General features: G+C 50.6%; 16 protein-coding genes and 2 tRNA genes. 8 read left to right on the top strand and 10 right to left on the bottom strand.

All coding sequences use genetic code 11. The features are described from left to right. Nucleotides 1-27: 27 nt before the first annotated feature. The 6 genes from L6472_RS05825 to nth form a co-directional block, all read right to left on the bottom strand. Nucleotides 28-1941 (bottom strand): ATP-binding protein, encoded by a 1914-nt coding sequence (locus L6472_RS05825; RefSeq protein ID WP_237807738.1) that lies wholly within the window; start codon nt 1939-1941, stop codon nt 28-30. Then, nucleotides 1934-3427 carry a cache domain-containing protein gene (locus L6472_RS05830; RefSeq protein WP_237807739.1) on the bottom strand — a complete coding sequence of 498 codons (1494 nt, stop codon included), beginning with the start codon at nt 3425-3427 and terminating at the stop codon, nt 1934-1936. Before L6472_RS05830 ends, L6472_RS05825 begins: the two co-directional genes overlap by 8 nt. A 741-nt stretch (nt 3428-4168) precedes the next feature. After that, a complete protein-coding gene (gene pgk / locus L6472_RS05835; protein ID WP_237807740.1) occupies nt 4169-5440 on the bottom strand; it encodes a phosphoglycerate kinase in 1272 nt (423 codons plus the stop codon). A gap of 145 nt (nt 5441-5585) precedes the next feature. Next, on the bottom strand, nt 5586-6209 hold the full coding sequence (locus L6472_RS05840; protein ID WP_237807741.1) for a YiiX/YebB-like N1pC/P60 family cysteine hydrolase: 624 nt from the start codon (nt 6207-6209) through the stop codon (nt 5586-5588). A 4-nt stretch (nt 6210-6213) separates the two neighbouring features. Next, the gene (locus L6472_RS05845; protein WP_237807742.1) at nt 6214-8298 is read right to left on the bottom strand and encodes a TonB-dependent siderophore receptor; all 2085 of its coding nucleotides are present in this window, start codon (nt 8296-8298) and stop codon (nt 6214-6216) included. Between the two features lie 33 nt (nt 8299-8331). Beyond that, a complete protein-coding gene (nth, locus tag L6472_RS05850; RefSeq protein ID WP_237807743.1) occupies nt 8332-8985 on the bottom strand; it encodes an endonuclease III in 654 nt (217 codons plus the stop codon). A gap of 101 nt (nt 8986-9086) precedes the next feature. Here nth and L6472_RS05855 point away from each other — a divergent pair, with 101 nt between their 5' ends. After that, nucleotides 9087-12212 carry a glycoside hydrolase family 2 TIM barrel-domain containing protein gene (locus tag L6472_RS05855; RefSeq protein ID WP_237807744.1) on the top strand — a complete coding sequence of 1042 codons (3126 nt, stop codon included), beginning with the start codon at nt 9087-9089 and terminating at the stop codon, nt 12210-12212. Further along, on the top strand, nt 12209-13108 hold the full coding sequence (locus L6472_RS05860; RefSeq protein ID WP_237807745.1) for an esterase-like activity of phytase family protein: 900 nt from the start codon (nt 12209-12211) through the stop codon (nt 13106-13108). The genes L6472_RS05855 and L6472_RS05860 overlap by 4 nt, the downstream gene beginning before the upstream one ends. A gap of 49 nt (nt 13109-13157) precedes the next feature. On the opposite strand, the gene L6472_RS05865 is transcribed toward L6472_RS05860, so the two are convergent. Then, nucleotides 13158-13230, bottom strand: a tRNA-Pro gene (locus L6472_RS05865). Nucleotides 13231-13285: 55 nt separating this feature from the next. After that, nucleotides 13286-14473 (bottom strand): pyridoxal phosphate-dependent aminotransferase family protein, encoded by a 1188-nt coding sequence (locus L6472_RS05870; RefSeq protein WP_237807746.1) that lies wholly within the window; start codon nt 14471-14473, stop codon nt 13286-13288. Nucleotides 14474-14624: 151 nt separating this feature from the next. Here L6472_RS05870 and L6472_RS05875 point away from each other — a divergent pair, with 151 nt between their 5' ends. From L6472_RS05875 to L6472_RS05900, 6 genes are all read left to right on the top strand, one after another. Then, nucleotides 14625-15584, top strand: a complete 960-nt coding sequence (locus L6472_RS05875; protein ID WP_237807747.1) for a diacylglycerol kinase family protein — start codon at nt 14625-14627, stop codon at nt 15582-15584. A 63-nt stretch (nt 15585-15647) separates the two neighbouring features. Further along, nucleotides 15648-15845 carry a FeoB-associated Cys-rich membrane protein gene (locus L6472_RS05880; RefSeq protein WP_237807748.1) on the top strand — a complete coding sequence of 66 codons (198 nt, stop codon included), beginning with the start codon at nt 15648-15650 and terminating at the stop codon, nt 15843-15845. A gap of 26 nt (nt 15846-15871) precedes the next feature. Then, nucleotides 15872-15943, top strand: a tRNA-Cys gene (locus L6472_RS05885). A gap of 330 nt (nt 15944-16273) precedes the next feature. Beyond that, nucleotides 16274-16750, top strand: a complete 477-nt coding sequence (locus L6472_RS05890; protein WP_237807749.1) for a hypothetical protein — start codon at nt 16274-16276, stop codon at nt 16748-16750. Next, nucleotides 16743-17435, top strand: a complete 693-nt coding sequence (locus L6472_RS05895) for an N-acetylmuramoyl-L-alanine amidase (protein WP_237807750.1) — start codon at nt 16743-16745, stop codon at nt 17433-17435. The genes L6472_RS05890 and L6472_RS05895 overlap by 8 nt, the downstream gene beginning before the upstream one ends. Beyond that, complete coding sequence (locus L6472_RS05900) at nt 17432-17911, top strand: DUF6808 domain-containing protein (protein ID WP_237807752.1); 480 nt, start codon at nt 17432-17434, stop codon at nt 17909-17911. Before L6472_RS05895 ends, L6472_RS05900 begins: the two co-directional genes overlap by 4 nt. A gap of 94 nt (nt 17912-18005) precedes the next feature. On the opposite strand, the gene L6472_RS05905 is transcribed toward L6472_RS05900, so the two are convergent. Together L6472_RS05905 and L6472_RS05910 are read right to left on the bottom strand one after the other, a co-directional pair. Continuing rightward, entirely contained in the window at nt 18006-18452 is a 447-nt protein-coding gene (locus L6472_RS05905) for a hypothetical protein (RefSeq protein ID WP_237807754.1), read from the bottom strand. 26 nt (nt 18453-18478) lie between these two features. After that, the gene (locus tag L6472_RS05910; RefSeq protein ID WP_237807756.1) at nt 18479-18901 is read right to left on the bottom strand and encodes a DUF4406 domain-containing protein; all 423 of its coding nucleotides are present in this window, start codon (nt 18899-18901) and stop codon (nt 18479-18481) included. Nucleotides 18902-18925: the final 24 nt, after the last annotated feature.

An 18925-nucleotide genomic window follows, 5' to 3' on the forward strand; every position in this document is an offset into this window, starting at 1 on the left:
TGTCAGCATGTCTGCAGCCCGGCGTTGTTACAGTGGCATTTCCAGCACGAAGCGGCAACCCTCGGTGTAGGTGTCGTCCAACCAGACCTTACCCCCCATCTCTTCAGCGTGTTGCTTGATGAGTGGCAGTCCCAGTCCCAGTCCTTCGGTGAAGTCGTCCACTTTGTCGAAGAACTTGAAGATGCGCTGGCGGTCGGCTTTGGCAATGCCTTTGCCCGTGTCTTGCACGATGAACTGCACGTGGTCTTTCACCAGTTTTACGCTCAGGCTGATGTTTGCTCTGTCGGAGTGGCGCTGGGCGTTCAGCAGCATCTCGGCGACGCTATATTTCAGTTTGATAGTGTTGGCTCTGACGTAGAACATGGCGGGCAGCTCGGTTGTGAAGGCGATGGGCACGTCTAAGTAGGTCTCTTTGACGAATGCAATGATTTCGCGGCACATCTTGTTGGGGTTCACCATCTCGTCGTTGGATGACAGTTTCAGTGCCTTCTTACCATTGTCCGAACTGTCAAACAGCATCAGCATCATGCGGTTCAGGTATTTCGAGTTCTTATACATCGTGTCGGCTATCTTCCTAAGCTCCTCGGTGGTGATGGCCGGACTGGTGTGGTTGGCGTCGTTGCTCAGCACCTGTGCAAATCCCATGATGATGTTCAGCGGTGTGCGCACTTGGTGTGTCATATTCTGTATGAACTTTGTCTTCTGTCGGTCGGCCTCTTTCACCTTTTCGGTGGCTTCCTCCAGTTCCTTGTTGCGCTTGGCGGTCTGTTCGGTGGTGTAGCGCACGCTGCCCATGTAGAAATTCAGCGAGCTCAGCATCTTGCCATAGCTGTTCTGTAGTTCGCCGACGATGTCCTTGCGGGTGCTCTTGCCGATGTGCACCTCCATGTTGCCCTTGCTTATCTCGTTGACTTTTTTCAGCATTTTCTTCAGTGGCTGGATGCTGCGTTTTGCCACGCGGTGGCATGCCAGCAGGGTGATGACGAAGCCGATGAACAGCAGTGCCGCCACGATGTGCGACAGTTGTTTGTAGCCCTTCATGATGTCGCGGTCCGGACACACCACGGCCAGTGTCCACGTGGTGCCGGGCACGGGGCGGTAGCACACCAGTGCTGGTTCTCCGTCGATCTCGATGTTCATGCGCCCGCTGACTCCCTTGGTCATCTCATGGCCCAGAGCAATGATGTCTGCATCCTTGTCTGCCGACTTGCCGCTGAAGATGGTCTTGTTCATCAGTCGGGTAGAGTCGGGGTGTATCAAGTAGTGCCCCTCCTCGTCGAGTATCATGAAGTACGAGTGCGGGTAGGGCTTAACTTTGGCAATCTTCTCCGACAGCAGGTTCATCGACAGGTCTGTCGAGATGATGCCGGCAAAGCGTTTGTTCTTGGTGTCATACAGTGGCTTGTGATACGATGCCACCATGCCGTCTAGGGTGTAGGTCAGTGTGTCGGCCTTGTTGTAGTACACCTCCCAGCAGGGCTTTTTCAGGTAGCGTGGTATCTTATATTTGATGGCATCCACCTGTTCGCACTCCTTGCCGATCACGGTTTGCAGCTGCTCGCCGTTGCGACCCGTATATACGGAGTAGGGCTTAGTGGTGGTGTCCATGGCGTCGGGTTCCATCGTGATGGAGCATCCGCTCAGGTAGGGGTTCATCCACACAATGCGCTGCGAGAAGGCCATCAGAGAGTCGTGGTTGAGCGACTCTTCCACCAGCCAGCTGTTAGCGTTGGTGGCAGTCTCGGCAGTTATCAGATAGCGTTTCAGCAGTTGCATGGTGGTGTAGAGCGTGCTGTTGGCGCGTTCCACCGACTGTTGTCTGACGATGCGTCGTGTCTGTATGAATAGCACGCCGACCGAAGCCAGAAACAGCGGCATGGCCAGTATCAGCAAGCTCAGGCTGATTCTTGCCGAGAACGATTTCTTCAGGAAATTATTCAAGGCTCTCCACCTCCTTTCTCATATCTTCTTCCGACAGGTTCAGGATGTGGTTCAGTGTCTTGGTGATGGCATTGCCATTTACCTGTATGTTGTCGGCCAGCATGGCAGCCGTCTGTTTGTCTGTGTTGCCGTCGGTCTGTTTCAGCTGTTCCACGCTTTTGTCGATATCTTGTGCGGGTTTGATCATCTGGTTGGTGATGTTGTGCAGGAAGGCCACCTTCAGTAGTTCGGCCTTACGTGCCTGGTTGTAGGCCCTGTGCAGCACCTTGTTGCGCTCGTGCAGCGTGTTAGTGTGCTGCTGCAGTTCGCCAATGTGCTTGGACAGCGACTGCTGCATGCGCTCCACGGCGTCGTGCAGTCGGCCCACCTCGTCCTGCCGCTTGTTCTTTGGCAGATGGTGGTCGTAGTGCCCCAGGGCGATGCGCTTCGCCTGGTCGCTCAGCATTCTGAGCGGCATCAGCTGTCGGCGTGTGATGATGAGAGTGAAGATGAACAGCAGCAGTAGTCCCAACACACCCAGTGCGACGGCCATCTTGAACACGCTGTTGTAGTGGCTGTAGATGTCATCTTCTGGATAGGCTATGCCGATGCTCCACCCTGATTCGGCATTGAGTCGGTAGGGTGTTTGTGCATGTACGAAGGGTTTGTAGAAAGCGTTGTAGGTGGTGCCGTTGTAGTTCAGCGACTTGTGCGATGCCTTGCCGTTGGTCATCTCTTTCACCACTTCTTTCACCGATTCGCCTTGAAGTTTGTCGGCGGTGTGGGGTATCAGGTGGCTGCCATTGGGATGTACGATGAACGAGCCGTCTTTGTCCAGCATCGCACAAAACGAGTTTGGCGAGGTCTTGGCAGCCGACACGATGTTGGACAGCAGTCCCATTGACACATCCATGCGCACCACGCCAACGATGTGATTCCTGCCGTCAGGAATGGGCATGCAGTACGAGATGATGGGTTCCTCGTTGCTGTCGTCCTCCAGTGGGTTCAGCCACAGTGCGTGTTTTCCTTCACAGACGCTTGTCCACCATTTCTGCTCGTAGTAAGGGCGCGTCTCCAGTCGGTTTTCGAAGATAATGGGCGAGTCCGATCCTGGTTGGTCGCTGGTCTCCAGTCGGTGCATATAGACCATGAAGTAGGGAGCTCTCTTGTAGTAGCCGGGTTGCATGGCAATGGCGCATCCCGTGACGTAGGGGTTCGACTCTATCAGCCTCTGACAGTAGGTGTACATTCTTGCGGGCTGCCCCAAATAGTGCACCATGTTGAACAGCATGTTGCCCGAGGTCTCCTCTACGCTGAGCAGGATGTTGTCGATGTTGCCCTCGGTGCCATGCAGCACGTACTCCGACTCCTTCATGGCGTCTTCGACAATAGCTCTTTTGGTTTGAACCAACATGACAGACAACGATAGTATCAGAAGCGTTGCCATCGACAACACGGCCAGCAAACTTATCCTCAACGACAGATCCCTATTTATCTTTCCTATCACAATATTGTTTCCTATAGAATCTTTTAATGGTTCTCTACGATGCCAATTCTTGATCGCTGTTTTCCGCTTTTCTTTTCGATTTTTCGATTTGCGGAACTATCTCTATATATTATATATATGGTATAGTGAGTGCAAAATTACAAAAACTTTTGGTGCGTTATAGCATTTTTGGAGTTTTTATGATGTTTTTAAGCCTTCTTAACGAATAAAGGTTTGCGCGTGTTGTTTAAATTTATTACCTTTGAAGGAAAATAAAATCACGACAAAAAACTAAACAAAATTAGGTGAAATATACCTGTTTTTGCAGTTTGTATTTTCTTATGTCTTTTAAAAAGAGTATGTTTGTTTGTCTTTAAGTCTGGTATTGTGTCTTTATAGCATAGGTTTTATGATCATTTTTCTAAGCTTTGTTGTTTCAATACTTAAGGTTTTGTTCTTCGTATAGGGTCTAGAATACCCATTTCTAGGGTCTAGACCTTCACCTTGGGTTTCTCACCTTTCAAAATACGTGCGGTGTAGTGCATAGACAAGCCCCGCCGTTTGACGTAGTGACTGTAGGGCAACTGGTAGATATCTTGGCTCATGCGCACAAAAAAGAACAACGGGTGTAGAAAGAATCTACACCCGTTGTCTATAAATGAAATGACTCGCCCCCACAACTTACGTGATTAAAACGCCTCACTCCTTCTTGCGGTAGCAAGCGGCCAAAGGTCGAGCGGAGGAGGTAGGGGAGGGCTGGTCTTATTCGCCCTTGATAGCTGCCACACCAGGCAGAACCTTACCCTCGATGGCCTCGAGCAGAGCACCACCACCAGTAGAGATGTAAGAAACCTGGTCGGCCAGACCGAACTTGTTGACACAAGCTACAGAGTCGCCACCACCAATCAGTGAGAATGCACCGTTCTTGGTAGCCTCGGCAATAGCCTCGCCGATGGCACGTGAACCAGCGGTGAAAGCATCGCACTCGAACACACCGGCAGGACCGTTCCACAGGATAGTCTTGGCACCCTTGATAGCCTCGGCAAATGCCTTCTGGCTCTCAGGACCAGCGTCAACACCCTCGAAACCGGCAGGAACCTTGTTGGCAGGGCAGTTGATGATCTCAGCGCCATCCTTCACAGTCATGGTACCGAAGTCGAGACCGTTGGTAGCTGTGCAGTCAGAACCCAGAACGAGCTCTACGCCATTCTTCTTGGCCAGCTCCTCCACACCCAGAGCTACATCCAGCTTGTCGAGCTCTACGATAGAGTCGCCAATCTCGCCGTTGTGAGCCTTTGCGAAAGTGTAGGTCATGCCACCGCAGAGGATGAGCTTGTCAACCTTGCCGAGCAGGTTCTCGATGATACCGATCTTAGAAGATACCTTAGAACCACCCATGATGGCAACGAAAGGACGCTTGATGTTAGACAGTACGTTGTCAACAGCCTGAACCTCCTTCTCCATCAGCAGACCCAGCATCTTGTTGTCTGCATCAAAGTAGTCAGCGATAACAGCGGTAGAAGCGTGCTTGCGGTGAGCGGTGCCGAAGGCATCCATCACGTAGCAGTCAGCATAAGAAGCCAGTGTCTTGGCAAACTCCTTCTGGCTGGCCTTCATGGCCTTCTTAGCCTCGTCGTATGCAGGGTCAGCCTTGTCGATACCTACGGGCTTGCCCTCTTCCTCGGGATAGAAACGCAGGTTCTCCAGCAGCAGAGCCTCGCCCATCTTCAGAGCCTTGGCAGCGTCGGCAGCCTTAGCGCAGTCGGGAGCGAAAGCCACGGGAACACCCAGAGCCTTCTCTACAGCCTCGCGGATCTGGCCCAGAGACTTCTTCATATCTACCTTACCTTTAGGCTTACCCATGTGGCTCATGATGATGGTGGCACCGCCATCGGCCAGAATCTTCTTCAGGGTGGGCAGAGCACCGCGGATGCGGGTGTCGTCTGTAATCTTACCATTCTCATCGAGGGGTACGTTGAAATCTACACGTACGATTGCCTTCTTACCGGCAAAGTTGAATTCGTTGATTGTCATAATGTTTATATTTAAAATAACGTTATTTTGCTTTGTTGTCAGGCGGTGGGTGCCTATATCGTTAAAACGAGAGCAAAGATACTATAAATAGATGACAAACAGTAAGGTGGGAGGAATTATTTAATACTTTTTTGCTAATCTATTATTAATAATGTAATGCAGAGTTGGCAAAAGTATTCTTTTGTTTTAAGGGTATTCTGCCCACGATGCTGACGCAGGGGCGCTTGGCGAGTTCAGAGGGATGGCTGCCAGGCTGGCCTTCGGGCACCGTCATGCCGCGTGCAGCGTAGAACTGCTGCCAGTGGTCGATGATGCGCCCGGTGGCATCGTGGAACGACATGGGCACGGGCTGAAAGACGAGCTGCCCCTGCGGATCGACAAACGACAGTTGCACCAGTTCGGAACAGTAGATGTCGTCGTTGTCGGGCAGAAACAGGAAGTCGTAGTGACGCCCCAGATAGCTGCGGGCGTTGGTCAGCGAACGCTGTAGGTCGAATGGCGTGTTGATGCGACCGATGAGATAGTAGCCGTCGTGGGGCAGCGAATCGACTGGGGTGACGACCACACCGCAGTGGGTGGCCTCGATGACGCTGTCGGCACAGACTGCGATGGCAACATGCTCGATCAGGTCGGTCCGGACCAGTGTGATGGCGGTGGGGTGGTCTTTGACGTGGAACAGCAGGTCGCCCGCCTGCAACTGCTGAGCGGCAGCACCGATGCTGTAAAGCACCGATGCTGCGGTCAGTAGGATGTGAACAATCTGTCTCATGCGCTTAGATGTTAAAACGATATTTTGCACCGATCGTCAGCCAAAGGCCCGGCTGGCGCACATTGCCGAAATCCACGCAGTGGCTGCCCAGCAGATTGTTGACCTCGGCATAGAGCGTGTAGCGGTCGGCGCTCCATGTCAGTCGGGTGTCAACGACGTCGTAGGTGTGATAGGGCTGCACGATGCCCGCGTTGGTGGTGTAGCTGCCGGCGCGCTTCTGCAGTCGGTATTTCACGTCGAGACTCAGGCGCTCGGCGAGCGGCAGCCGCAGCTGTCCCACCAGTTTGTGGCGCAGGTATTCCAGCGTGGACTGCGACTCTATCTGGCTGTTGCCAACCTTGTCTTCGTCAATATAGCTGTAGGCCAGTTGGAGAATGGCACCCTTCAGTGGCAGCAGCTGGTCGAGCCGCAGTGTGGCCGACGTCTCGAATCCCAATGTGTTGACGCGTGTGTAGTTGACACTGCGCCACACAGGTTCTGCCTCAGTGGGATCCATGATCCAGTCGATCATCTCGCGACAGTGGTTGTGGTAGATGCTTGCTTGAGCAGAGAGTAGCGGGCCGTTGTATTTCAGTCCGCCCTCGACTGCCTTCAGCTCTTCGGGTTTCAGATACTTGTCGGCCTTGTGTCCACCCACACTATAGTAGAGCTCTGTGAACGAAGGCATGCGCAGCGAGGCGTTGTAGGAGGCATAAAGTTTCCACCCTTGGCCCAGGCGTAGGCTGGCGTCGATGCCTGGGTAGATGGTGAACGGCATTTCGTTCCACGTGTTCTTGACGGCCACGAAACCCGCCGATAGCGTGAAGCGCTTCAGCAGGATGTTGTGCTCGAGGTGGAACGACAGATTAGAGCGGTTTAGTCCGAATTTGTAGTCACCGTGGGGCGTATTCAGCGGTTCGCCCAGGTTGCCGCTGACGATGTCCTCGTTGCGAAACTCGCCGCCAAAGGCTGTGCGTCCGGCAGCCCAGTCGAAATAGCAGTTGAGGTTGATGCCAAAGGCGTCGGTGCGGTGATGGTTGAACGGCACCAAGTCTTCCGACCCACGGATCAGTTCGAAGCGGTCGTAGCCACGGTTCCAGTAGATGGCAGGCTTCAGGTGCAGGCGTCCTGACGTCTCGCCCTGAACGGCAGTGAAGAACTTGAGCGTCTGCTCATACTGTTCGTCGAAACGCCCACTGTAGAACGTGTTTGAACCGAAGCCTTTTGCACTGAGTCCGGCATGCCACTGCAGCTGCATGAGATTGTCGGCATAGGCCCCCTGATAGAACACTTTGCTGCCACTGTAGTCGCTGTTCAGATGGTCGGCCTTAGAGCGCTGATAACCATCACTGCGCGTGTAGGAAGCTGACAGGGAAGAACTGAGTGCCTCCACCCCCGACCCCTTGCAAGTGGATGGGAGTGAACAGCGGCCGGCTGCCGACAGATAACCGAAGGAACCGCCTTCCAAACGCAACTGGGCGTTGTAATCCTGCTCGCCTGATGTGTCACGACTCTGGCTCGTGACGATGTTGATGGCACCCACCAGCGACGATGCGCCATAGACACGACCGGCAGGTCCCTCGAGCACCTCGATGCGCAGGATGTCGCTGATGTCGCAGGGCAGGTCGAAAGCATTGTGGCCCGTCTGAGCGTCGCAGATGTTGATGCCATTCAGCAGAATGGCAATCTGTTCGTAGCTACCGCCACGGATGCTGACATCTGTCTGTGCACCGATGGGACCACGCTGTCGGACATCTACGCCCACAGCCATCTTCAGTAAATCGTTAATACTTTGTACTGGCGCCGCCTGAATCTCTTCGCGGCTCAGTACAGTGACCATTCTCGCTGCCTGTCCAAGGGCAAGCGGAGCGCGTGAGCCAGTGACCTCGACATCGTCGAGCGTCGCCTCCTTGTCTATCGCCTCGGTGTTGTCGGCTTTCTCAGGTTTAGTGCTGACCTCGTCAGTAGCGGCTGTTGCCGACTGCAAGGTGGCAGCGCTGAGAACGCCAATGACAACCACGCGTCCCAGACATGCAAAGAGGGAGTAGCCTTTCCGCTGGAATTGGCGGAAAACGATGACCTCGCGCTTGTTGAAATTGGGTTTGTACATGATTGATAATTAAAATGAATAAAAAAAGGGAACTCAATGTTCCAGTTTTGAATCTTCTATTAGTTTTGGACAAAGATCGTTGAGTCCACATTGGTTGCAATGGGGTGAGCGCGACGTGCACACATAGCGTCCGTGGAGCAGCAGCCAGTGGTGAGCTAAGGGAATGTCTTTCAGTGGTATGTGTCGTGTGAGCTTCAGTTCTACTTTATATGGTGAGTTGTCGCTTCTGCTGACCAGTCCCAGTCGGTGGCTCACGCGATAGACATGAGTATCGACAGCCATGGTGGCCTTGCCAAAAGCCACTGCCTGGATCACATTGGCAGTCTTGCGCCCAACGCCTGGCAGGTCGAGCAGTTGGTTCATGTCCATCGGCACCTCGCCATTGTGTTTTTCTACGAGCGTGCGTGCCATGGCTGCCAGATGGCGTGCCTTGGCGTTGGGATAGCTGACGCTGCTGATGAATGTGTAGATATCGTCTTCGGTGGCTTGTGCCATCGACTTGGCATCGGGATAATGACGGAACAATTCGGGCGTTACCTGGTTGATGCGCTTGTCGGTGCATTGTGCGCTGAGGACAACGGCTACCAGCAACTGAAAGATGCTACCAAACTCCAATTCAGTATTCACCTGTGGCATCTCTTTCCGAAAATATTCAAGCACCAGTTTGTAACGCTCTTCAAGTTTCATGGTGGCAAAGGTACTAAAAAAAGGTTGAAAAGTTCTAATTAATACTGACTTTCTGTTTATTTTTCGTATATTTGCAATCTAAAACCTAATTATTAAATATAATGCTGAAACAAATTTTATTTTCAATGGTCTGCATGATGGCAGTGGGCGCCCATGCAGCGACCGAAAAAAAACCGGTGTGGATGGACCCACAGGTGAACCATGTGAACCGCGAAGCCCGCAGGGCGGCATTCTTCGCCTACGAGAACGCATCGCTGGCCATGCAGGGCGACAAATCGAAGTCGTCACGCTATCTGTCGATGGAGGGCAAGTGGCGTTTTAACTTTGTGAAAGACCATGACCAAGCACCCAAAGATTTCTATTCGCTGAAGTTTGACGACTCGCAATGGGTGGACTTCCCCGTGCCTGGATTGTTTGAACTGGAAGGTTATGGCGACAAGACCTATAAGAACATGGGTTATGCGTGGGCCACAACCTTTGAGAGCAACCCACCATATATCTCTGAGACCAACAACTACACGGGCTCGTATCGTCGCGAGTTTGTGCTGCCACAGGACTGGAACGGACAAGAGGTGTTCTTCCACGTGGGATCGGCCACGAGCAACCTCTCGCTGTGGGTCAACGGCAAGTATGTGGGATATAGCGAAGATGCCAAGGTGGCTGCCGAGTTTAATATCACCAAATATCTGAAAAAGGGCAAGAACTTGATAGCCATGCAGGTGATGCGCTGGTGCGACGGCTCTTATCTGGAGGACCAGGACTTCTGGCGCTTCACGGGCATTGCACGCGAGGTGTATCTCTATGCACGTCCCAAGGTACACGTGAAGAACATCACGGTGAACGGCGACTGGGACTGCGAGAAGCGGTTGGGTGCCATCGACTATACCATCGATGTGGCCAACCCATCGGGTGTTAATCTGGAGGTGGAACTGAAGAAGCCTAACGGCGAAACCATCTTCAAACACGACGGACATCGGTGGCCCTACTACAAGCATGAGAGTTTCATACTGGACTATAATGACGTGGAGCCTTGGACGGCAGAGACACCACGGCTGTATGACTTCTGCGTAACGCTGAAGAAGGGCGGCAAGGTGCTGGAAGTTGTGAAACAGCGCATTGGCTTCCGCCGCGTGGAGATCAAAGGCGGACAACTGCTGGTGAACGGACAGCCCATCCTGATCAAGGGTGCCGACCGTCATGAGCTGGATCCAGACGGTGGCTACATCGTCAGCGTGGACCGCATGATTGAAGACATCAAAATCATGAAGCAACTGAACATCAATGCGGTACGCACGTGTCACTATCCCGATGATCCCCGTTGGTATGACCTCTGTGACGAATATGGTATTTATCTGACGGCAGAGTCGAACCTGGAGAGTCACGGTATGGGCTACGGTGACAAAACGCTGGCTAAGAACCCCGATTTCGCCAAGGCGCACATTGAGCGCCAGGAGGGCAACGTGTGCTCGTTTGTCAATCATCCATCGGTCATCGTATGGTCGCTGGGCAACGAGGCTGGCTATGGACCTAACTTTGAGAAGGCTTACGACTGGGTGAAGGCGCAGGACAAGACTCGTCCTTGCCAGTATGAGCAGGCCCGACAGGATGGCAAGACGGACATCTTCTGTCCGATGTACTACGATTACGACAACTGTGAGAAATATGCCAAGGGCAGCAACCCTCGGCCGCTGATACAGTGTGAGTATGCTCACGCTATGGGCAACTCGATGGGTGGATTCAAGGAGTACTGGGACTTGATTCGCAAGTATGCAAAGTATCAGGGCGGTTATATCTGGGACTTCGTGGATCAGGGCATGCGCGACAAGAGTCCTGTCACCGGTCGTGAGATCTTTACTTATGGCGGCGACTACGGTAAGTATCCAGCCTCGGACTATAACTTCAACTGTAATGGTATCATCGCTCCAGACCGCCGACTGAACCCGCATGCCTACGAGGTGCAGTATTACTATCAGAACGTGTGGTTGAAGGATGTGGACCTGAAGAATGGTAAACTGGAAGTTTATAATGAAAACTTCTTTAAGACGCTCGACGACTTGGAACTGGTCTGCCTGCTGCTGCCTGGCGGCGAGACCAGTAGTGTCTATGTTGTCACGGACTTCAAAGGCTTTTCGGGCATCGCACCACAGAGCCGCAAAGTCATCGAGTCGGCACAACTGAAGGCGGCTATTGCTGAATACACGGAAAAGTTTCCTCTTCGTGAACTGACCGCCAACTTCTACTTCCGCGCAAAGCAGGCTCAGCCACTCATCGAGAAAGGACAGGTGATGGCTAAGCAACAGTTTGTGGTGAACGACTATCAGTATCCTGCGCTTGCAGACAACACCAAGACGGCTGGCGTCGCTAAGGAGGAAACCAACAGCTATGTGAAACTCTCGGCCAACGGCACTGACCTCTATGTGGGCAAGTGGACGGGATGGATAGACTATCTGACGGTAGATGGCAAAGACATGTTGCAGTTCCGCGAGAGTGTGACACCTGAGTTCTGGCGTGCACCAACCGACAACGACTATGGTGCTGGTTTGCAGCGCAACTTCGGCACATGGCGCCACCCCGACATGAAACTGCAGAACGTCAGTGTCGATGCCAACACGGTGGCTGCGGTATTCGAGATGAAAGATCAGCATGCGCAGTTGACGATGACCTATACGCTGACGGCTGAGGGTGAGGTGATCGTACGCGAACAACTCTCTACGGAGAAGGATGCAAAGGTCTCAGAGTTGTTCCGCTACGGTATGCAGCTGCAGATGCCTAAGCAATATAATAAGGTGAAGTACTATGGTCGTGGTCCGGCTGAGAACTATATAGACCGCAACCACTCGGAGTTTATCGGCATTTATGAAAACGATGTGCATGATGAGTACTTCGAGTATGTGCGCCCGCAGGAGAGTGGCAACCACACAGACGTGCGTTGGTTCCAGGTGCTCGATCAAGAGGGCAGGGGACTCTGCTTCTATTCGAATGCTGCCATGGAGGCTTCGGCACTGCCTTACACCACCGGTCAGCTGGACGACGGACAGCAAAAGGAAAAGGCCTGGGGACGCCATAGTGGCGATCTGATACCTTCGGGCATGACCTCTGTGCACATCCAGCAGCGCCAAATGGGTCTGGGATGCGTGAACTCGTGGGGTGCATGGCCTCGCAGCGAGTATCGCTTGCCCTACAAGGATTATGATTTCTCCTTCGCCATTAAGCCTGTCAGGAAATGATGGGAAGAACAATCGTCATAGTGATAGCGGTGCTGTTGGTGCCGCTATCTCTTTTTTCTCAACGCTTTCAGAAGTTTCCGCGACAGATACCTGCCGGCAACTATAGTGGACTGTGTGCCATTGGCAACGATTGCTACGCCGTGGTGAACGACAAGTCGGACGGGGATGGGTTCTATGTGATGCGGATGAAGATGGACACGGTCAGAGGCAGAATCACCGATGCCGAACTGCTGGGCTTCCGTTCGAGCGGACTGGCGAATCGTGATGCCGAGGGTATTTGCTATTGTCCGTCGTCGAACACGTTGTTTATTGCGGGCGAGCGAGACAACGAGGTATATGAATATGACATGGACGGACGGCGCACGGGGCGCCGCTTGGCGATGCCTGAGATGTTTCGGAAGGCTAATGCTAACTATGGGCTAGAGTCTTTGACGTATGACCGTGGGCGCCATCTGTTCTTCACCACGACGGAGCATCCGCTGGATGGCGATTCGCTCTTGCGCATACAGAGCTTCACGGACGATCTGCTGCCTGCACGCCAATACTTCTATCGTCCTGATGCTCGGATGGCGAAGGTGCGTCTGTGGGGCGTCTCTGAGTTGTGTGCCTTGCGTGATGGTCGTTTGCTGGTGGTTGAACGTCAGGTGCGCATTCCTAAGTTGAAGCTTGGTGCTCAGTGCATTGTGCGTATTTATGCTGTGAATCCTGGCGATAGTGCTAATCTTGAAAAGACTTTGGTTCGGGAGATAAAGACTCGTTTGACGTTGACGCGGCGTAAGTTTGCAAATATCGAGGGCCTGACAGAGCCTTTGCCCGGTCTGTTGTTGATGGTGGCAGATTCTCAAGATCAGTATAAAGGTGTTCTTCGCGACTGGTTCCTGCTGATGAAGGAATAAAAAAATAAGCCGCTAACTTTGAAAGTTAACGGCTTTCTTTTTGCTTTTGTCGAGGTGACAGGACTCGAACCTGCGACAGCCTGGTCCCAAACCAGGAACGCTACCAACTGCGCTACACCTCGTTTTTGCGGATGCAAAGGTACACATTTTTTGTGACCCTTGCAAATTTTTCCGCAATTATTTTATGATTCCTTGTTCAACAAAGATCTTTTTCAGTGCAATTACCGACCGTTCGACCTGCTCTTTGGTGTGTGTGGCCATCAGTGCATAGCGAACAAGTGTGTCCTGAGGTGCACAGGCAGGAGGGATGACGGGGTTGATAAACACACCGGCGTTGAAGGCAAGTGCGGTGACAAGGAATGTCTTATCGACGTCGCGTACATAGAGTGGGATGATGGGACTCTCGGTGTCGCCAATCTCGAAACCTTCCTCGCGGAAACGCTTCAGGGCATAGTGAGTGACATCCCACAATTTCTCGATGCGCTCTGGCTCCTGCTGAATGATGTGCAGGGCCTCCATAGCAGCAGCTGTGGCTGCAGGTGTGTTTGAGGCAGAGAAGATATAGGTGCGACAAGTGTGGCGCAACCAGTTGATGGTGTCGGCATCGGCTGTGATGAAACCACCGATAGAAGCCAGTGACTTGGAGAAGGTGCCCATGATGAGGTCAACCTCGTCGGTGAGACCGAAGTGGTCGCAGACACCGCGACCTTGACGGCCGAATACGCCTACACCGTGAGCTTCGTCAACCATGATAGAGCAGTTGTACTTGTGCTTCAGCTTGACAATCTCAGGCAGTTTGCAGAGGTCACCCTCCATAGAGAATACGCCATCGACAACGATGAGCTTGATGGCTTCCTGAGGAAGCTTTTGGAGCACGCGCTCCAAGTCTTCCATGTCGTTGTGCTTGTAGTGCAGTTGCTTGGCAAAGGCCAAACGGCGACCGTCAACAATAGAAGCGTGGTCGCGATCGTCGCAAATCACAAAGTCGTCTTTGCTCAGAAGGGCAGGGATGACACCCTGATTCACGCTGAATCCTGTAGAGAAACACAGACAATCGTCTTTACCAATGAATTTGGCAATCTCTTTCTCCAACTGGATGTGAATGTCAAGTGTGCCATTGAGGAAACGACTTCCTGCGCAACCTGTGCCATATTTATCCAAAGCCTCTTTGGCCTTGTCTATAATGCGCTGATCGCCCGTAAGACCTGTGTAGGCATTAGAGCCAAACATCAGAACTTTGTGGCCTCCCATTTCAACCTCAGTTCCCTGTTTGCCAGTGATAGCACGGAAATAAGGATAGATTCCTTTTGCCATTGCTTCCTGAGGTATGCGATACGATTTGTATCTTTCTTGTAATTGTCCCATATTCTTGTTTATAGGTATTTGCTTTTTTACAGGCTGCAAAGTTACACAAAATTCTGTAAAACGTGCCATTTTTTTTTAATAAAAGTTCTTTTTCGTGAATTTTATTATTAATTCTCCTTCTATTCTCTCTTATTTTTGTAATTTTGCAGACATGCAAGACAAGAAAAGAAAGATCGTATTCATCGTTAATCCTATCTCGGGGACTCATTCGAAAGAGGGGCTCGAGGGGTTGATATCATCGGTCATCGACAACCGCCGATTCGAGTGGACGCTGATTAAGACCGAGCGTGCAGGCCATGCTTCAGAGATAGCCAGCGACTGTGCTGCTCATGGTGTCGATATCTGTGTGGCAGTGGGAGGCGACGGTACGGTGAATGAGGTGGCAAGTGCCTTAACCGGCAAGCACACTGCGCTGGGCATCATTCCCTGTGGTTCTGGCAATGGATTGGCCAGACACATGCGTATTCCGATGAATATGAAGGGGGCATTGGAGATCATCAATCAGGGAAACATCGATGCCTTTGACTATGGGACGGTGGGCGGTCACCCGTTCTTCTGCACCTGTGGAATGGGATTTGATGCCTTCATCTCGCTGAAGTTCGCCGAGGCAGGCAAACGCGGGCTGACAACCTACGTCGAGAATGTGCTGAAAGAGGGGTTGAAGTATCATCCCGATATTTATACGGTGAGCGACGAGACGGGTACGCATAGCTATAAGGCATTTCTGATAGCTTGTGCCAACGCTGCCCAATATGGCAACAATGCGTATATTGCTCCGGGGGCATCGATGCAGGATGGTCTTCTCGATGTCATCATCATGGAGCCATTCAGTGTGCTGGAGGCGCCAGGCATTGCCCTTGATATGTTTGCAAAGACACTGCCCAACAACTCTCGCATCAAGACCTTCCAGGCTCGCCAGATACATATCCATCGCGAGAAAGAGGGGGCGGTGCACTATGATGGCGATCCCACCATGATGGGTACAGATATCGATGTGAAGATCATTCCACGCGGACTCCGTGCTGTGGTGAATCCTGCATGTATCGAAGATGCGTCGCATCCCACAAAGATGATGAATGCCATCAGCACATTCTTCCACAAGATCATATAAGTCCCTTGATAGCCATTCATAGATAATATAAAGGAACGCGAACTATATTTATTATATATCACTATGCAAGAGGTCTTGGTTTTTGTATTGCTGCTCTTGGCTTTGGTCTATGCTTCATGGCGCATCTATCGGGTGTTTGTTGACCACCGCGATCCTTGCTATGGATGCACGGGATGCGACCTAAAAAACAAAATTGAAAGAAAACAAGCCTGTGAGAAGAAAAAAGTGGTGGAAAAATTTGGCAATCCCGAAATAAAGTAGTACCTTTGCACTCGCAAAATAGCAATGGTGCCTTGGATGAGTGGCTTAGTCAACGGTCTGCAAAACCGTCTACGGCGGTTCGAATCCGCCAGGCACCTCAGAGTAAAACTCCGAAACTCCGATAAACAAAGGGTTTCGGAGTTTTTGTTTAACTCAATTTTATAAAATCACCTCAAAATCACCTCAAAATAAAATAGCAGGACCCAAATGAGTCCTGCAACAGTAACTAAACTACAAAAAAATAAGATCTGTCTCACGACACATGGGAATAGCTTTATGAATTTCATATGCAAAGATAATCTTTTCTCTTATTTTTAATTGTTAATTAATCCTAATGACGTAAGTACGTGGGTGCTGATGGAAATAATGTGAATTAATTAAACGGTCGTATAACTACCTTTGTACTTGTTTTAATCATCACATTAACTATGAATAATCTTATCATCGAACTGAAGACCCTGATTTTAACAGCAGTTGGCCTAGTGACAAGCATACTATCACCGATTGGTGATTTCATGTTGGCCATGCTGATGCTACTGACGGTCAATCTCATTTTCGGTATCGCCAATGCCAGGGCAAACGGAGAGCCTTGGTCATGGAAGAAGGCAAGTATGTTCTTCGTTTTCTGCGCCATCTTCCTCGCTATAGTGGCTTTGGAGTTTCTAATCGGGCATCTTATGCATAATGACCCTGAGGCTATCCTTTGCGTGAAATATACTTGCTTTATTGCAGTGTGGGTCTTTGGTACCAACATATTAAAGAATTGGAGAGGCATGCTGAAGGAAGGAACGGCCACGTACAAATTTGTGGACATCCTGCTTTACATCCTACAAGTTCAGTTCGTTGAGAAGTTACCATTCGTGAAGAAATACCAAGAATCAAAAGGACAAAAGGTAAATGGCTAAGAAGATATTCCTGGGCACGGCCCACTTGAATAATAGCGGCAACTCATCGCCTGATGGAAGATTGGTTGAGGCGGTGTATAGTCGTGATATGGTTAAGATGGTACGAGAGCAGTTGGAAGCTCTCGGCTATGAAGTGTTTGTTGACTACGAGCCATTGAAGCCTGCACCAGAGATGCAAGCTACAACATGGAAGGTGCAGCAAAGTCGTGAGCTGGCTTACCGTGTCAAGGTGATTAATGCGCTGGCTGACAAATACGGACCTGATAACTGCTTCTACGTGTCTTTGCATTGTGACGCTGCTGCAGGTGAGAAGGCATGGCATAACGCAGGCGGTATCACCATCTTTACAAGCCGAGGCCAAACAAATAGTGACAAGCTGGCAGAATATCTGTATGACAGTGCAGTCCATCACCTCGTTGACTATAAGGGGCTGATGGAACGAGGTAAGGAGCGTGGCATCTATGGTCGAAATCAGTCATACATACGCACGGACATGACCGATGGCGATCATGATAAAGAGGCCGATTATTATGTCCTGAAGAATACAAAATGCCCTGCTTGTCTCGTTGAGATGGGTTTCCAGGATAACAAATGGGACGTTGACTACATGCTTAGTGAGACAGGTCGTTATTCTATCTCACGTATGCTCGTTGATGGCATCATTAAATACGCAGGCACACTATGAAGTATGTTTATACGATATTAGGCATTTTTGTCCTCTTCTGTGTATTCATGGCGGGTCGTAGTAGTGTCGGTCAGCGTGATGGCATCATCAACGATACCACAATCGTTGATACAGTCAAGTATCGCAAACCTGTACCTGTTGACAGCATTGTGGTACGCTATATCACAAAGACATTACCAATTAAGAAAGACAGTCTCAACGTTGGGGATAGTATCGTCTATGACTCTATCCCTGTAGAGATACCCATCACACAGAAGGAATACTCCGATGACTCTACATATCGTGCATGGGTGTCTGGCTATGAACCTCATCTGGACAGCATACATGTTTATCGCAAGAATATATACGTTTTTGAGAAGCCTAAGCCTAAGCCTCAGCGTGGTTTTTCCTGGGGACTGCAGGGTGGGGCCGGCTATGGCCTCATCCATGGAAAATCAGACATATTCATAGGCTTCGGTGGAAGCTATTCATTCTAGTCATATATAGGTTTAGTTATAAATTAGGTTTTTAGATTTTAGATTATTGTAACTAAGAGTCCCACCGTCTGTGAAGATAGTGGGACTCTTTTTGTTACGCAGGATTGGCCTTATTATCAGAGCGAGTTGGCAGTATCTCTTTTTCTTCGATGGAAATTCTCTCCGTCAAGACATACAAGTATCGCTCCATTATATCCAGCTGCTGTTTTAATAGACTAATCTTTTTGACTGACATGTTATTAGCCGCTTGCGAGAATGAGTAATCACGTCCTTTCAGGTAGCGGTCTTTCAACTCTTTGTGTTCGATGATCATCCTGTCGAGATGACTTTGTGATCGAGCGTATGCCTCTTCAAACACCTTAGCGGGTGACCAACTCTGATACCCGTCAACGTACCTGACAAGATATCCTTCCTCGTCTTCTCGTTCATCACTGTCTTTGTAGACCTTGCGGCCAATAAATTCTTCTGCAGTCTTACGACTCATTGGGCATGCCTTAACGGTCTTAGTGCCTGTGTAATTAATAAAATTAATAAATTCCATTGTTGTTTTTGTTTAAGGGTTAATAATTATTTGAACTTGGTTGGCACATAGCCAACATTTTCTCTAGTGGCTAATTCCATTACTACATCCTCAAAGATTACCCGAAGACCGATTGCTGTTGCGCAGTCAAACTCAGTCTTACAGCCCTTGCTGTGCGTCCATCCTTGCATCATATAGATGATATCGAAAGGGTCTTCTTCTCGGCATAGCGTTGATAGATCTCTGCGCATGTGGTCGGCCGTGCTCGACTCAGGTGGCAGGCCGTTTTCCATTGGGTTGAAAGTCTCGAAGCCAAGAAACTCTAATCGCTCTTGCACTATCTTGAACTTTTCTCTTTGTTCGTCTGGGTTGTGGCCACTGATAGGGCCACTTATATAGACCCGTTGTTTTCTTTCGTTTTCCTCGGTGACCGGAAAACACCGACTTTCAAATACTCCGTTGCTACTCATATTCTTCCGTCTCTTGGTTTTAAT

Source organism: Prevotella sp. E13-17 (genome assembly GCF_022024035.1).
Lineage (GTDB): Bacteria > Bacteroidota > Bacteroidia > Bacteroidales > Bacteroidaceae > Prevotella.

Bases quoted from the DNA above. Each gene is read 5' to 3' on its own strand.
- pgk (WP_237807740.1), bottom strand. From the start codon at position 5,440: ATGACAATCAACGAATTCAACTTTGCCGGTAAGAAGGCAATCGTACGT.
- L6472_RS05840 (WP_237807741.1), bottom strand. From the start codon at position 6,209: ATGAGACAGATTGTTCACATCCTACTGACCGCAGCATCGGTGCTTTAC.
- L6472_RS05845 (WP_237807742.1), bottom strand. From the start codon at position 8,298: ATGTACAAACCCAATTTCAACAAGCGCGAGGTCATCGTTTTCCGCCAA.
- nth (WP_237807743.1), bottom strand. From the start codon at position 8,985: ATGAAACTTGAAGAGCGTTACAAACTGGTGCTTGAATATTTTCGGAAA.
- L6472_RS05855 (WP_237807744.1), top strand. From the start codon at position 9,087: ATGCTGAAACAAATTTTATTTTCAATGGTCTGCATGATGGCAGTGGGC.
- L6472_RS05860 (WP_237807745.1), top strand. From the start codon at position 12,209: ATGATGGGAAGAACAATCGTCATAGTGATAGCGGTGCTGTTGGTGCCG.
- L6472_RS05870 (WP_237807746.1), bottom strand. From the start codon at position 14,473: ATGGGACAATTACAAGAAAGATACAAATCGTATCGCATACCTCAGGAA.
- L6472_RS05875 (WP_237807747.1), top strand. From the start codon at position 14,625: ATGCAAGACAAGAAAAGAAAGATCGTATTCATCGTTAATCCTATCTCG.
- L6472_RS05880 (WP_237807748.1), top strand. From the start codon at position 15,648: ATGCAAGAGGTCTTGGTTTTTGTATTGCTGCTCTTGGCTTTGGTCTAT.
- L6472_RS05890 (WP_237807749.1), top strand. From the start codon at position 16,274: ATGAATAATCTTATCATCGAACTGAAGACCCTGATTTTAACAGCAGTT.
- L6472_RS05895 (WP_237807750.1), top strand. From the start codon at position 16,743: ATGGCTAAGAAGATATTCCTGGGCACGGCCCACTTGAATAATAGCGGC.
- L6472_RS05900 (WP_237807752.1), top strand. From the start codon at position 17,432: ATGAAGTATGTTTATACGATATTAGGCATTTTTGTCCTCTTCTGTGTA.
- L6472_RS05905 (WP_237807754.1), bottom strand. From the start codon at position 18,452: ATGGAATTTATTAATTTTATTAATTACACAGGCACTAAGACCGTTAAG.
- L6472_RS05910 (WP_237807756.1), bottom strand. From the start codon at position 18,901: ATGAGTAGCAACGGAGTATTTGAAAGTCGGTGTTTTCCGGTCACCGAG.